11 protein-coding genes are annotated in these 13,313 nt (G+C 64.2%); 2 read left to right on the top strand and 9 right to left on the bottom strand.

Features of this window, described 5'->3' with window-relative positions; all coding sequences use genetic code 11:
- Positions 1-24: 24 nt before the first annotated feature.
- On the top strand, positions 25-1,296 hold the full coding sequence (locus EDD25_RS04575; protein WP_134172230.1) for an MFS transporter: 1,272 nt from the start codon (positions 25-27) through the stop codon (positions 1,294-1,296).
- Positions 1,297-1,359: 63 nt separating this feature from the next.
- Here EDD25_RS04575 and EDD25_RS04570 read toward each other — a convergent pair whose 3' ends face one another.
- The 6 genes from EDD25_RS04570 to EDD25_RS04545 form a co-directional block, all read right to left on the bottom strand.
- Positions 1,360-2,016 (bottom strand): response regulator, encoded by a 657-nt coding sequence (locus EDD25_RS04570; protein ID WP_277871711.1) that lies wholly within the window; start codon positions 2,014-2,016, stop codon positions 1,360-1,362.
- 47 nt (positions 2,017-2,063) lie between these two features.
- Positions 2,064-3,326, bottom strand: a complete 1,263-nt coding sequence (locus EDD25_RS04565) for a hypothetical protein (protein ID WP_134172229.1) — start codon at positions 3,324-3,326, stop codon at positions 2,064-2,066.
- Positions 3,323-4,492 carry a sensor histidine kinase gene (locus tag EDD25_RS04560; protein WP_134172228.1) on the bottom strand — a complete coding sequence of 390 codons (1,170 nt, stop codon included), beginning with the start codon at positions 4,490-4,492 and terminating at the stop codon, positions 3,323-3,325. Before EDD25_RS04560 ends, EDD25_RS04565 begins: the two co-directional genes overlap by 4 nt.
- Positions 4,493-4,576: 84 nt before the next feature.
- Complete coding sequence (gene metX, locus EDD25_RS04555; protein ID WP_134172227.1) at positions 4,577-5,779, bottom strand: homoserine O-acetyltransferase MetX; 1,203 nt, start codon at positions 5,777-5,779, stop codon at positions 4,577-4,579.
- Positions 5,780-5,848: 69 nt separating this feature from the next.
- Positions 5,849-7,180, bottom strand: a complete 1,332-nt coding sequence (locus EDD25_RS04550; RefSeq protein ID WP_134172226.1) for a bifunctional o-acetylhomoserine/o-acetylserine sulfhydrylase — start codon at positions 7,178-7,180, stop codon at positions 5,849-5,851.
- A gap of 130 nt (positions 7,181-7,310) precedes the next feature.
- Complete coding sequence (locus EDD25_RS04545; protein WP_134172225.1) at positions 7,311-8,411, bottom strand: acyltransferase family protein; 1,101 nt, start codon at positions 8,409-8,411, stop codon at positions 7,311-7,313.
- A gap of 29 nt (positions 8,412-8,440) precedes the next feature.
- Between EDD25_RS04545 and EDD25_RS04540 the strand changes: the two genes are divergently transcribed.
- Positions 8,441-9,217 carry an SDR family oxidoreductase gene (locus tag EDD25_RS04540; protein WP_134172224.1) on the top strand — a complete coding sequence of 259 codons (777 nt, stop codon included), beginning with the start codon at positions 8,441-8,443 and terminating at the stop codon, positions 9,215-9,217.
- 90 nt (positions 9,218-9,307) lie between these two features.
- On the opposite strand, the gene EDD25_RS04535 is transcribed toward EDD25_RS04540, so the two are convergent.
- From EDD25_RS04535 to EDD25_RS04525, 3 genes are read right to left on the bottom strand one after another with little or no spacing between them, the layout of a single operon-like run.
- Entirely contained in the window at positions 9,308-10,936 is a 1,629-nt protein-coding gene (locus EDD25_RS04535) for a solute symporter family protein (RefSeq protein WP_134172223.1), read from the bottom strand.
- A complete protein-coding gene (locus EDD25_RS04530; protein WP_134172222.1) occupies positions 10,933-11,280 on the bottom strand; it encodes a DUF485 domain-containing protein in 348 nt (115 codons plus the stop codon). Before EDD25_RS04530 ends, EDD25_RS04535 begins: the two co-directional genes overlap by 4 nt.
- A gap of 59 nt (positions 11,281-11,339) precedes the next feature.
- On the bottom strand, positions 11,340-13,298 hold the full coding sequence (locus tag EDD25_RS04525; RefSeq protein WP_134172221.1) for an AMP-binding protein: 1,959 nt from the start codon (positions 13,296-13,298) through the stop codon (positions 11,340-11,342).
- Positions 13,299-13,313 lie beyond the last annotated feature (15 nt).

Genomic DNA, 13,313 nt, shown 5'->3' with positions numbered 1-13,313 from the left:
GAGGTCGGCGATTAGCATGGGCACATGCCCCTCTCCACTGACGGGTCGACGCCGCTGTCGTCGACCCGGATTCGTCTTGCCCTGCTCGCACTCGCCCTGGGCGGATTCGGCATCGGCTCGACCGAATTTGTCGCCATGGGGCTCCTGCCTAATCTGGCCAACGACCTGCTGCCGGCGCTTTACGCCACCTCGCCCGATGCCGCCAACGCCCAGGCTGGCTGGCTCATCTCCGCGTATGCGCTCGGCGTTGTCGTCGGCGCCCCCACCATCGCGGCCGGTGCAGCCCGCTGGCCGCGTAAAAAGCTGCTGCTGGCGCTCCTGACCGCCTTCACGCTGGGAACGATTGCCTCGGCACTCCTGCCGAGCTTTGAAACGGTACTGATCGCCCGTTTCATCGCGGCTCTGCCGCACGGCGCCTACTTCGGGATCGCCTCACTCGTCGCGGCCGACCTTATGGGACCGGGCAAGCGGGCGCGAGGCATCGCCCTCGTGCTCTCCGGACTCACGATCGCCAACGTGATCGGCGTCCCCACCATCACCTTCATCGGGCAGACGAGCGGATGGCGGGTGGCGTACCTGGTCGTCGCCGGCATCTTCGCACTCACCTTCGCAGCAGTGGCCATCTTCGTCCCGTTCCAATCGGGCAACCCGCACGCCACGATGCGGGCGGAGCTGCAGGCCTTCCGTCAACTGCAGGTGTGGATCACCCTCGGCATCGGCGCGATCGGCTTCGGTGGACTCTTCGCTGTCTACACCTACGTTGCGCCGCTCGTGATCGAGATCACCGGGCTCACCGCCGGAGCCGTTCCGCTCGTTCTCGTCGTGGTGGGCCTGGGAATGACCGCCGGAAACTTCGGCGGCGGCGCACTCGCCGACTGGAGCGTGCGGCGCACCATGTATATCGCCTTCGCGGTGCTCATCGGCGCGCTTCTCGTCCTCGCGCTGTCCGCACACTCCCTCGTCGGTTTGCTCGTGGGCATGTTCTTCATCGGCGCTGCGGCATCCGCTCTTTCGCCCACTCTCCAGGCGCGTCTCATGGATGTGGCGCATGAGAGCCAGTCGCTCGCGGCCGCCCTCAACCATTCCTCCCTCAACGTCGGCAACGCACTCGGCGCAGCCCTGGGCGGCGTCGCCATTGCCGGCGGCTTCGGTTACCTCGCACCCGTGTGGATCGGTGTGGCCCTGAGCCTCATCGGTGTCGCACTGACGCTTGTCACCTTCGGCATAGACCGTCGATGGCGCCTGCGCGGGGTTGTCGTACCGTACGGCACCCAGCTGATCCGCACCGTCAAGTAGGCCGAGCTGGCACAAAAAGGACCGGACCGCGAAGCAAACGGCCGGTCATCTCTGTCATTGTAATCAGTCGGTCTGGAGCAGGATTCCGTCGTGGATCGCGCGCTTGCGCAGGGCGACCTTGGTTCCCACGTCGTACCCGGCAAGACGGTACTTCTCGCGGATGCGCTTGAGGTACGACTTGGCCGTCTCCTCGGAGATGCCAAGCTGGTACGCAACGGCCTTCACCGGCTCACCTGCCCCGTAGAGGGCCATGACTCGACGCTCTTGAGCGCTCAGACGCGGACCGTCGGCGGTCTGGTCGGAATTGAGTGCGTAGTCAAGCTCCGCCGAAATGTACGATTTGCCTACCGCCGCGGCGCGGATTGCCTCCACGATCATGTGGGCTTCTTCGCTCTTGACGAGATAGCCGAGCGCACCCGCCGCAAGCGCCTCGCGTACGAGAGCCGGTTCGGAGTAGGTGCTCATGAGCACCGTTTTCACGCCCGTCGTCTTGAGGGTGGCGATCTTCAGCGAGACCGGGATGTTGTCTTTGAGGTCGAGATCGAGCAGTACGACATCCACAGGGAACTCGGGATGCGTGAGCAGCTCTGGCCAGGTGGTCACCGCCGCTACCATGTCGATGTCGTCTGCCGCACTTCTGATCCACTCGGTGAGCGCCCCCAAGAGCATCCGATGGTCATCGACGAGAGCCAAACGAATGGGATTACCTGTTGTCGTCACGATGATGCCTCCTACTGGCTTGCGTGGTGTGAAGAAAATCCAGAATTCTAGGCATCGGCGGGGTTATCCACACTGCACTCAATGTCTACCTGCAGAGTACCGTTTCTATTGGAGTCGATGTAGGGTCCAACGGCACGAATTGCGTGCCAGGTTTCTGGGTCAACGCGGCGGCGCGGAACGCCCTTCGTTTGCAGTTGAAGATCGTAGTGCAGGACATGCGCTGAGGAGCCGGGGCGGGTGGGCGCCATCGTTCCAAAGTGGAGTGAAACGGATGCGTCCGGGCCGCTCGTATCGCCCACCAGCAGCCAGATCGTCAACAGGAGGCCCTCGCGTTGAACCGGGGACAGCAGGCCGGCCAGGCCGTTTGGGTCGAGGAGCGTCACGGCAGGATTGAGATACTCCGACTCGGTGACGGCATGGTGCAGCCATGTCTCGGTGCGGCCCTCGATGAGGTGCAGTCGGAGGGCAGTGGCGAGTGCGCCGGCGGTCATCGCCGTCGTCGGGCCGAGGGGTAACGCTGTGCGGCCTTGGGCCACATCGTTCAGCAGGGTCTCCGCATCGAGGTCGAGGCGAGCGAGCTGCTCCGAGGCGAGCATGCCCACCGCGAATCGGGGTTGTGAGACGGTGCTCTGTACGAGCACGAGGTCGAGTTCGCGCTGCACCATGCGCCGAAACCCGCGGGCGATTCCCGCGCCCGCGAGCGGGGGAATGATGGCGATTGCGATGGTGAGCACCTCCGGGCCGAAGGTGAGAACATCATCGCGCGGTTCGGCGAGAGCACCGAGCAGCAACAGGGAACCAAGACCCGCGATGGTCAGGAGGATGTCTTTCGTGTCGCGCAGGGTGATCATCGGCATGAGCAGGGCGCCGACGGCTGCAGCGGCCGTCGGGTAAACCCCGTCTCCCGTGAGTCCCCAGCATCCGGCCAGATCGAGCACGACGACCACGGCGCCCACGGAGAGTGCGGCCAGGAAGAGCCACAGCGGCATCCGGGTGGCGAGTCGCTGAACGATCTGGTTGACGACGAGAGCGGCGGACACCAGGAGGATCCAGGCGATCAGGCTGAGCGTCGGAAACGAGCGTCCCTGCCATTCGACGATGAATTGCGCGAGCAGAAACGTCGCGATGAAGGCGCCGCTGAGGGTCATGCCGATGCCGAGGTGTTGGCCCCCGAGCCCGTTCGCCGTGCTGCTTGACGCATCGTCCAGGGAGAGGAGTTGACGGCTCCAGTGTGACGGGCGTGCGTCAACGCGATTGGCTACCGACCGTGGCGCGACCACGCGGCCGTCGACAAGGCCGGAGAAGATCATTTGGGTACCTCAAGGACGACGGTGGTGCCGGAGCCCGGGGAGGAGAACAACCGGGCGTTTCCGCCGACGGCGCGGAGGCGCGCAACGACGGATTCGGCCACCCCGAGCCGTTCCGTACTGACGCGTGCCAGATCGAAGCCGACCCCGGCATCCGTCACCATGGCTCGGACGGTTGTGGCGTCGTCGGTGATCGTCACGTCGGCGTGCAATACACCGGAGTGTCGCCGCACGTTTTCGAGACACTCGCCGAGCGCGAGCAGAAAGGAATCGAGAACATCGGCGGGCAGGCGCACCTCACCGCTGCCGTGCCAGTCGACCTCGAGCCCCATGCGGACAAAGCGTTGGCGTACCGATTCAAGCGTTGTTCCCAGGGTGGACTCGCTGGTCGCCTCGAGTGTGTAGACCCCGGAGCGGCGTGGACTGGGCATCCCGCCGAGGCGCAGCTGGCGCAGAAGCCGGGCATCGTCACCCGACTGCTGCCTCAGGGCGAGCGGAGTCACCCCGACACCGGAATGCGCGAGCAGGGTCAGGGTGGCCAGCACCGTGTCGTGCAGTAGGCGAGCGTCGGTGCGCCGCTGGGCCTCCACCTCGCTAGCGTGGCGTTCGGCGCGGTGTGCGCGACCAATGGCGGCGATGCGGTGCATGACGCGGGGAACGCTCTGCGCGATCCACCATCCGGCCATGGTGCACGAGAGCCACCCCGTGATGCCGAGCGCGAGCGGCAACGGCGTGGCCGAGTGAATCGAGACGACGACGATAATGGCAGCCATCGTTGCGGAGAAGGAGCCCAGCAGAACGAAGATACGCGTGCGACTGACCACGAGCACCATGGCTACGCAGCTCATGGGAACCGCTGCGACAATGCCGAGGGTGGCTTCCTCGACCAGGTTGAGAGGCACGCTCGGAGGGCTGTCCAGTCCGACCAGGAGAATGATGCCGATTCCGCAGGCGACCGTCAGGAGCGCCCAGCGGATAGCACCGGTGCGGCCGAGAATGTACTGGCCACCGGCCATGAGGAGCACGAGCACGATGGAACCCTGACGGGCACCGGATGCGATCCCGCCGGGAATGAGCAGGCAGACCAGTACGGCGACCGATCCGGCCAGACCATAGGCCTGAGCGGATTTTCGGAGAAGGCGGTCGCGCTCCTTTAGTATTCGTTGCATGAATTCCTGTTTCGGGTCAGGGAGGAACATGTTAGTGAATGTATTTATGCACCATATCGGGCTAGGGACCCGATATTCGACCCCTTAGGCCAGCAATCTCTGGAATTGTATGCTGACGGCCTCATTTTCGATCAAAAAACTGTCATGGCCGTACTGCGAGTGTATGATGACTGGTTTCTGGCCATCAATGTTACCTCTGAGGTGCTTTGCTATGGCTTCCTGGCCCCCGACGGGAAAGAGCCGGTCGCTGTCAATCCCCACGACGAGCGCTCGGGCAGTAACGACGGATAGGGCCGCTTCGACGCCGTCTCGCCCCCGACCGATGTCGTGCGTGTTCATGGCTTCGACCAGCACAACGTAGCTGTTTGCGTCGAAGCGGCGGGTGAATTTGTTGCCATGAAAATCGAGGTAAGACTCCACCGCGAACCGGCCGCCCTCGCCCAGGGGGCTGATCGGACTCTGCCAGGACCGGTCGAACCTCAGGTTCAATTCGGCTGGGCTGCGGTAGTTGAGAAGGGCCATGCGCCGGGCGAGTGCAAGGCCCCTCGTGGGGCCATCTCCGTCTTTGGCATCATAGTAGCTGCCCGAGCAGAAGGACGGGTCGGTTCGTACCGCCTCAAGCTGCACGGAGTTGAGGGCGATCTGGTCGGCCGTCGTCACCGGCGGCGCCGCGAGAATCGCCAGCCGCTCGACGCGATCAGGAACCTCGATGGCCCATTCGAGTGCGTGCATGCCGCCCATGGAACCGCCCACGACCGCGGCCCAGCGATCGATGCCCAGCCGGTCGGTGAGGGCGATCTGAGCGGCCACCTGATCCCGGATGGTCAGGTAGGGGAAGCGGGCTCCCCACTCCAGACCGTCCGGGGCGACGGAGGACGGTCCGGCGCTGCCCTGGCAGCCGCCGAGCATGTTGGGGGCGACGACGAAGTAGCGGTCGGTGTCTATGGCCAGCCCCGGCCCCACAATTCCGCCCCACCACCCGGCCGTCTTGTGACCGGGCTCCGCCGGCCCGCGCAGGTGACTGTCGCCGGTGAGGGCGTGGAGCACGAGGATGGCGTTGTCGCCCGTGGGGGAGAGCCGACCCCATGTCTCGTAAGCCATGCGCACGGAGGGCAGGCTCCCGCCTGCTTCAAAGTGGAGGGGGCCGATGTCCTCGAAGAGACGGTGGCCAACGGGGTCGCCGTCACGCCACGCGCCGGACGCCGGAGGTTTGCCCAGAAGCGACCGTGCCTGGGCTTCAGTGATGAAGCTGGAGGGGACCGTGTCTGAGGGTAGTTGCCATTCCATAGGCTCCCATTCTGTCGGCCCTCGGGCGGGGCCGGCGCCATGTTACGTCGACCCGGAGATTGAACGTACCTATGCGTTGGCGCGAGAGGCGGTGACGACGGCGCGAGCGGCCGCAAGTCCCGTCTCAAGGTCAGCCTTGAGATCCGCCACATTCTCGATGCCAACCGACAGGCGTACGAGCCCGGGAGTGACGCCGGCGGTGAGCTGCTGTTCGGGCGTGAGCTGCGCGTGCGTCGTGGACGCGGGATGGATCACGAGCGACCGCACGTCGCCGATGTTGGCGAGGTGGCTGAACAGCTCGAGGTTGTCGACGAGGGCACGGCCGGCATCGACGCCGCCCTTGAGCTCGAAGGAGAGCACAGCGCCGACGCCCTGCGGGGCATACTTGTTGGCCGTGGCGTACCAGGGGCTCGAGGGCAGTCCCGCGTAGTTGACCGACGCGATATCGGCGTGGCTTTCGAGCCACTCGGCGATCTCCTGCGCGTTCTGCACGTGGCGCTCGATGCGGAGACTGAGGGTCTCGATGCCCTGGATCAGCTGCCACGCGCTCGCCGGGGCGATCGATGAACCGAGGTCGCGCAGCAACTGCACGCGCGCCTTGATGATGTAGGCCAGTCCCTCTCCGACGGCGGTCGTGTAGCTGGCGCCGTGGTACGAGGGGTCGGGCTCCGTCAGGCCGGGGAACTTCTCAACGTTCTTGGTCCACTCGAACTTTCCGCCGTCCACGATGACGCCGCCGATGACGGCGCCGTGGCCGCCGAGGAACTTGGTGGCTGAGTGCACGACAATGTCCGCGCCGTGCTCGAACGGGCGAATCAGGTACGGCGTCGCAATGGTGTTATCGACGATGAGAGGCACGCCACTGCTGTGGGCCACGTCGGCGACCAGGCTGATGTCGAGCACGTTGATCCGGGGGTTGCCGATGGTCTCCGCGAAGAACAGCTTCGTGTTCGGGCGAACCGCGCGGCGCCATTCCTCGGCGTCGTCCTGGTCTTCAACAAAGGTCGTCTCGATGCCGAGCTTGGCGAGTGTGTACTTGAAGAGGTTGTAGGTGCCGCCGTAGATGGAGCTCGACGACACAATGTGGTCACCGGCCTGGGCGATGTTGAGTACGGAGAAGGTGGAGGCCGACTGGCCGGACGCCACGAGGAGGGCGCCGGTGCCGCCCTCAAGCGCCGCGACGCGTTCTTCGACGACGGCCTGGGTGGGGTTCTGGATGCGGGTGTAGATGTTGCCGAACTCGGCCAGGGCGAAAAGGTTCTGGGCGTGCTCTGAGCTGTTGAACACATACGAGGTGGTCTGGTAGATCGGGGTGGCCCGCGCGTTCGTCACCGGATCGGGACGTGCACCGGAGTGAACCTGCTTGGTTTCGAACTTCCACTGTGCGGCGTTGTCGCTCATGAGGTGGCCTCTCGCTGGTAATCGTCGATGAGCGGGGCGTTCAGCGCTCTGCAGCGAGCATAGGCACGCACTCCGAGTGCCCGCAAGCGCGCCGAAACACGACGTCACACGCGTTCACCGATGGTTTCGGCTACTTACGGTCTCGCTGCGGCAGCACGATCGTGCCGGTGGGGGTCGCCGCTGTCGGTCTGAAGAGCCACCGGGCTCGCGGTTCCACGAAGGGGCGAACCACATTCCGCACGGGTGTGAGGGAGAGGACCACGGAGATGATCACGCTCAGCGCGATCATGCCCGGCAGGGCCCAGGCTGGCTGCGGTCCGTCGAGAACTCCGGTTTCCCGCAGCGGAAAGAGCACAAAGCTGTGGAGCAGGTAGATGTACATCGTGGCCGAGCCGAAGGGCGTGAACCACGTGGCGCGACGCGGCATGAGAAGCAGAAATGCCACGATCAGCGCAAAGGCGAGAAATATGAAGGCCAGGCGCACGCCGCCGGCCCAGAACTGCGTATAGCCGAACGCAGAATAGCTGTCGTCGTAGAGCAGGAACTGGCGCATCTTGAGCGTGCGCAGCGGCCCGATGTTGAGCGAGATGAGCAGGTACACGGTCGTGAGCAGGGCGAGGGCGCCTGCTCGCCACTTCCAGATGTCGGCGGTGCGCAGCTGCAGCCACCGGTCGGTGATTTGCCACTGGCGCAGCTTCCAGCCGAAGACGAAGAACGGGAACAGGCCGATCGTTCGCGAGAGTGTGAAAGTGCTGTCAATGCTGTCAATGTAGCCCGAACTGATCGAGAGGATGATGCTGATCAGCAGCGGGTAGCGCAGCATCACGAGATACGGCAGGGTGATGCGCCATATTATCAGCGCGAGCAGGAACCAGAGCGTCCAGCTTGCGGTCGAATAGTCCAGGTTGAATTTGCCGCCGAGCAGCCAGCGCACACAGGTCCAAATGGTCTCGAAGATCACATAGGGGAAGACGATGTCCGTGAGCAGGCGCTGCAACTGGCGCATGCCTGGGGGGCCCGATTTGGCGAAATAGCCGCTGACCGCCACGAAAATGGGCACGTGGAAGGCATAGATGAAGAGGTACATCGCGTAGGCCGAATCGGACTCGGCAATCAACTTGAGGATCGCGTGCCCTACCACCACGAGCGTGACCGTGATCCACCTGGCGTTGTCCCACAGGGGAACCCGTCGCGTGGTCGGCTGAATTGTGGCGGGGGGCGATGCGCTCATTCACACCATTCTCCCGCCAGAATGGAGAAATGAGTACACGAAGAGCAGTGGTGACCGGTGCGAGCTCGGGAATCGGAGCCGCCACGGTGCGAGCATTCGGCGATCAGGGCTGGAATGTGGTGGGCGTCGCGCGGCGCGCGGATCGTCTCGCGGCGCTCGCCGAGGAGACCGGGGCAGCGGTCTTCACAGCGGATCTGACGAAGCAGGAGGACGTGGACGCGCTTCGGGACTACCTGGCGGAATCCGGGCCGGTACACGCCCTCGTGAACAACGCGGGCGGTGCCAAGGGGCTCGACTCGGTGGAGAGCTCGAGCCTCGATGACTGGGCCTGGATGTTCGAGATCAACGTGCTTGCCGTCAAGCGCGTGACGAGTGCCATCCTGCCCCTGCTGCGGGCGTCGATAACGGAGGAGGGAACATCCGCTGACATCGTCAATGTCACCTCGATCGCCGGCCACGTGGCCTACCTCGGCGGTGGCGGGTACAACGCTTCCAAGTTCGCTGCCCATGCCATGACCGAGGTGCTGCGGCTCGAGCTGAACGGCGAACCCATCAGGGTGATTGAGATCGCGCCGGGAATGGTGAAAACCGACGAATTCGGTCTCGTTCGCTTCGGTGGTGATGCGGCCAAGGCCGCCGCCGCCTACGAGAACGTTCCCCACCCGCTGGTGGCTGAGGACGTCGCCGAAACGATCGTGTCGAGCGTGCTTCGCCCGGCCCACGTCAACATCGACCTGATCGTGATCAAGCCCGTGGCGCAGGCCGCACCCACCCGAATCGCACGGGGACCGCTGAGAGTTCGTTAGCTGTACCAGCACGCACGCAGGCGGCGCCCGAGAGAAGGCTCATCCCGGGCGCCGCTATCGTACGTGCAGGTGTTACTGCCTGGTTGTGTTCTAGTGCTCGACCGCCTTTTCCGCACCGAAGCCGGTGAGGGACCGAACGGACATCTCGGCAGCCAGCGTGGGGCTCTCCTTGACCGTGCTCGTGATCGAACCGAGCCAGCCGAGGATGAACCCGAGCGGGATCGAGATGATGCCCGGGTTGCTCAGCGGGAAGATGGCGAAGTCGACGCCCTCACCGAACATGGACGTGGGAGTGCTGGAGAACACCGGCGAGAGCACGATGAGCACGATCGCCGAGGTGAGTCCGCCGTACATGCTCCAGACCGCGCCGCGGGTGGTGAAACCACGCCAGAAGAGCGAATACAGGATCGTGGGCAGGTTGGCGCTCGCCGCAACGGCGAAGGCCAGGGCCACCAGGAAGGCAATGTTCTGCCCCTGCACACCGATACCACCGGCAATGGCCAGGAGGCCGATCACAACGACGGTGCGACGCGCAACCTTGACCTCGTCATCGGGGTTGCCCTTGCCCTTTTTGATGACGGATCCGTAGATGTCATGCGCGAAGGACGTGGCTGCGGTGATCGTGATTCCGGCCACCACCGCCAGAATCGTCGCGAACGCGATCGCCGAGATGAAGCCGAGCAGAAGCGGACCGCCGAGGGCGAGCGACAGCAGGGGAGCGGCCGAATTCACTCCACCGGGAGCGGCGAGGATCGTTTCGCCACCTACGAGGGCCGCGGCGCCGAAGCCGAGGACCAGGGTGAAGATGTAGAAACCACCGATGAGCCAGATCGCCCAGACCACCGAGCGACGCGCTTCCTTCGCCGTGGGCACCGTGTAGAAGCGCATCAGAACGTGCGGCAGGCCGGCCGTTCCGAGCACGAGGGCGATGGCGAGGGAGATGAAATCAAGCGGGTTGGCGCCGTATTTCAGGCCGGGAGCGAGGATCGCATCCGCGGGAACGGACGTTGAGACGGCCACGGCGCTTTCGAGCAGTGTGGACAGGTTGAAGCCGTTGATAGCCATCACCCAGATGGTCATCGCGAGTGCGCCGATGATCAGCAGGAAGGCCTTGATGATCTGCACCCACGTGGTGCCCTTCATCCCACCGACCAGGACGTAGACGATCATGAGCGCACCGACGACCACGACGACGATCGACTGGCCGAGCTTGTCGTCGATGCCAAGGAGCAGCGACACGAGGCCGCCGGCTCCGGCCATCTGTGCCAGCAGGTAGAAGAAACACACGGCGAGGGTCGTGGTCGCGGCCGCCACCCGGACCGGGCCCTGCTTCAGCCGGAATGAGAGAACATCGGCCATGGTGAACTTGCCGGTGTTGCGCATGAGTTCGGCCACGAGGAGCAGCGCGACCAGCCAGGCCACGAGGAAGCCGATCGAGTACATGAAGCCGTCGTATCCCGTGACGGCGATGGCCCCGACGATTCCGAGGAAGGATGCCGCGGAGAGGTAGTCGCCGGCGATCGCGAAACCGTTCTGCGTGCCGGTGAAGGAACGGCCACCCGTATAATAGTCGGCCGCGCTCTTGTTGTTTCGGCCGGCTCGAATCACGACGATCAGCGTCACACCGACGAAGGCAAGGAAGATCGAGATGTTCAGGACCGGGTTATTCTCCACGGGTTTGACGAGGGTCGAAACCGTGTGCAGGGCACTGGTGATCATGCTTTTTCCATCCTTTCCAGCTCAGAGCGAAGGTCTTCGGTGAGGGGGTCGATCTTGCGGTTCGCGAAAGTCACGTATGCCATCGTGATGACGAACGTCGTGACGAACTGGCCGAGGCCGAGTATCAGCCCGAGGTTGATGCGGCCGAATACCGGTGTCGCCATGAACTCGGGGAAGTACCCGGCCGCGAGCACGTAGGCGAAGTACCAAAGCAGAAAGAATGCGGACAAAGGCACGACGAAGCCGTTCCGTGTCTTCTTTAGCGCCTTGAAGCGTGCCGTTTTCTCGAATGCTATGTAGTCAATTTGTGATTGTGGTGACGCGTCTTTCAACTGTTCACTCATTGGAGCCTCCTTGCTTCAGTGGGGGGTATCAGTGGGGTAAGGGGAAAGCGAGTGCTGTGTCACGTCGGTTCGACGAGTGCGCGCGGAACCGGTGCCTTGTTGGCGGAGGCGTCGAGTGCACTCTTGAGGTCATCCAGAACGGTGGGGTCCTCGATGGTGGGGGGAACCGTGTACGGCTCTCCGTCCACGATCTGGCGAATGGTCTTGCGCAGAATCTTGCCCGATCGGGTCTTGGGGAGGCGTTCGAGAATCGTCACATCACGGAACGCCGCGACGGGGCCCACGTGGTCGCGAACGAGGGCCACGAGTTCCGTGGCCAGGGTGTCGTGATCGATGGTGGCGCCGGCCTTGAGGGTGACGAAGCCAGCCGCGCGCTGTCCCTTGAGAGCGTCGTGCACGCCGAGAACGGCACACTCGGCGACGGCGGGATGCAGCGTGAGGACCTCTTCGAGCGACCCCGTCGAGAGCCGATGCCCGGCAACGTTGATCACGTCGTCGGTGCGCCCCATGATGTAGAGGTACCCGTCGTCGTCGAAATGACCGGAGTCACCCGTGGCGTAGTAGCCGGGGAAGGCCGTGAGGTAGGCGCTCGAGAATCGTTCCTTGCTTCCCCAGATTCCCAGCAGGTTACCCGGGGGCAGGGGAAGTCGAATCGCGATGTTGCCGTCTTTGCCCACCCGGCTGACGGGCTGCCCCTTTGAATTGAGGATCTCAATCTTGTATCCGGGAACCGGAACAGTGGCCGAACCCGGACGTGTTTCGAGCTCCTCGATTCCGAGAGGATTGGCGCAGATCGCCCATCCGGTTTCCGTCTGCCACCAGTGGTCGACGACGGGGCAGTGCAGTCCGTCGTTGGCCCAGTGAAATGTCTCTGGGTCGAGGCGTTCTCCGGCGAGGAAGAGGCTGGCGAGGCAGGACACGTCGTACTTCGCGAGTTCTGTGAGTTCGGGGTCAACCCGTCGGATCGCCCGAACGGCCGTGGGCGCGGTGAAGAGCACCTTGACCTGGTACTGCTGGATGACGCGCCAGAAGGCACCGGCATCCGGGGTCCCAATGGGTTTGCCCTCGTAGATGACCGTCGTGGCGCCCACCAGGAGTGGGGCGTAGACGATATACGAATGGCCGACCACCCAGCCCACGTCCGAGGCGGCCCAATAGACATCTCCCGGCTCGACGTTGTAAATGTTTCGCATTGACCAGGCGAGGGCGACGGCGTGGCCACCGGTATCGCGCACGATTCCTTTGGGGCTTCCCGTGGTGCCTGACGTGTAGAGAATATAGAGCGGGTCCTCTGAGGCCATGCTGACCGGATCGGCGGGTGCAGCGGACTCCTCCTGGACGTCCCAGTCCAGCCAGGACACCGGCTCGTTGGCGTAGTCCGCGGCGGAGCCGGGGATGGTGTTCCGATTGCGCACGATCACCGTGTGCACGGAACCAGCGCTGAGGGCGAGTGCTCGCTGCACGAGGGGGAGGTATTCCACTGCGCGACCGGGTTCGTGGCCGCCCGATGCCGTGACGATCACGGACGGACGAGCATCATCGATGCGCGCGGCGAGTTCATTGGCGGCGAATCCGCCGAAAACGACCGAGTGGATGGCGCCAATGCGAGCACAGGCGAGCATCGCGATGACGGCTTCCGGGATCATGGGCAGGTAGATAATGACGCGGTCGCCGCGGCCGACGCCGTTGGCACGGAGCGCGCCAGCAAACTTTGACACGCGCCCGAGAAGTTCAAGGTAGGTCAGTGATGCCTGTGTGCCCGTCATTGCCGAGTCGTAGATCAACGCGGTTTGTGCCCCTCGGCCGGCATGGACGTGCCGATCCAGGGCATTGAAGCTGGTGTTCAGGCGTCCGCCGGGGAACCAGGACCAGTCCGTGGGGGAACGCTGCTCTAGTGCCGCGCGCGGTCGCGTGTTCCACTCGATGCCGTCTGCGGCTTCCAGCCAGAAATCTTCGGGGGAGTTAATGCTCCGCTGCCACGTGTGCTGATACGACCCGTGCGGTGGTGCGCCATTCATGGTGAACCTCTCCTT

Origin of the sequence: Cryobacterium psychrophilum (assembly GCF_004365915.1) — a bacterium.
GTDB lineage: Bacteria > Actinomycetota > Actinomycetes > Actinomycetales > Microbacteriaceae > Cryobacterium > Cryobacterium psychrophilum.
The sequence above is the reverse complement of the archived record's forward strand: the minus strand, read 5'-3'. Positions and strand labels throughout refer to the sequence as shown.

Coding starts and splice junctions, on each gene's coding strand:
- EDD25_RS04535 (WP_134172223.1), bottom strand. CDS start 10,936: ATGATCACCAGTGCCCTGCACACGGTTTCGACCCTCGTCAAACCCGTG.
- EDD25_RS04530 (WP_134172222.1), bottom strand. CDS start 11,280: ATGAGTGAACAGTTGAAAGACGCGTCACCACAATCACAAATTGACTAC.
- EDD25_RS04545 (WP_134172225.1), bottom strand. CDS start 8,411: ATGAGCGCATCGCCCCCCGCCACAATTCAGCCGACCACGCGACGGGTT.
- EDD25_RS04565 (WP_134172229.1), bottom strand. CDS start 3,326: ATGATCTTCTCCGGCCTTGTCGACGGCCGCGTGGTCGCGCCACGGTCG.
- EDD25_RS04540 (WP_134172224.1), top strand. CDS start 8,441: ATGAGTACACGAAGAGCAGTGGTGACCGGTGCGAGCTCGGGAATCGGA.
- EDD25_RS04550 (WP_134172226.1), bottom strand. CDS start 7,180: ATGAGCGACAACGCCGCACAGTGGAAGTTCGAAACCAAGCAGGTTCAC.
- EDD25_RS04560 (WP_134172228.1), bottom strand. CDS start 4,492: ATGCAACGAATACTAAAGGAGCGCGACCGCCTTCTCCGAAAATCCGCT.
- EDD25_RS04525 (WP_134172221.1), bottom strand. CDS start 13,298: ATGAATGGCGCACCACCGCACGGGTCGTATCAGCACACGTGGCAGCGG.
- metX (WP_134172227.1), bottom strand. CDS start 5,779: ATGGAATGGCAACTACCCTCAGACACGGTCCCCTCCAGCTTCATCACT.
- EDD25_RS04575 (WP_134172230.1), top strand. CDS start 25: ATGCCCCTCTCCACTGACGGGTCGACGCCGCTGTCGTCGACCCGGATT.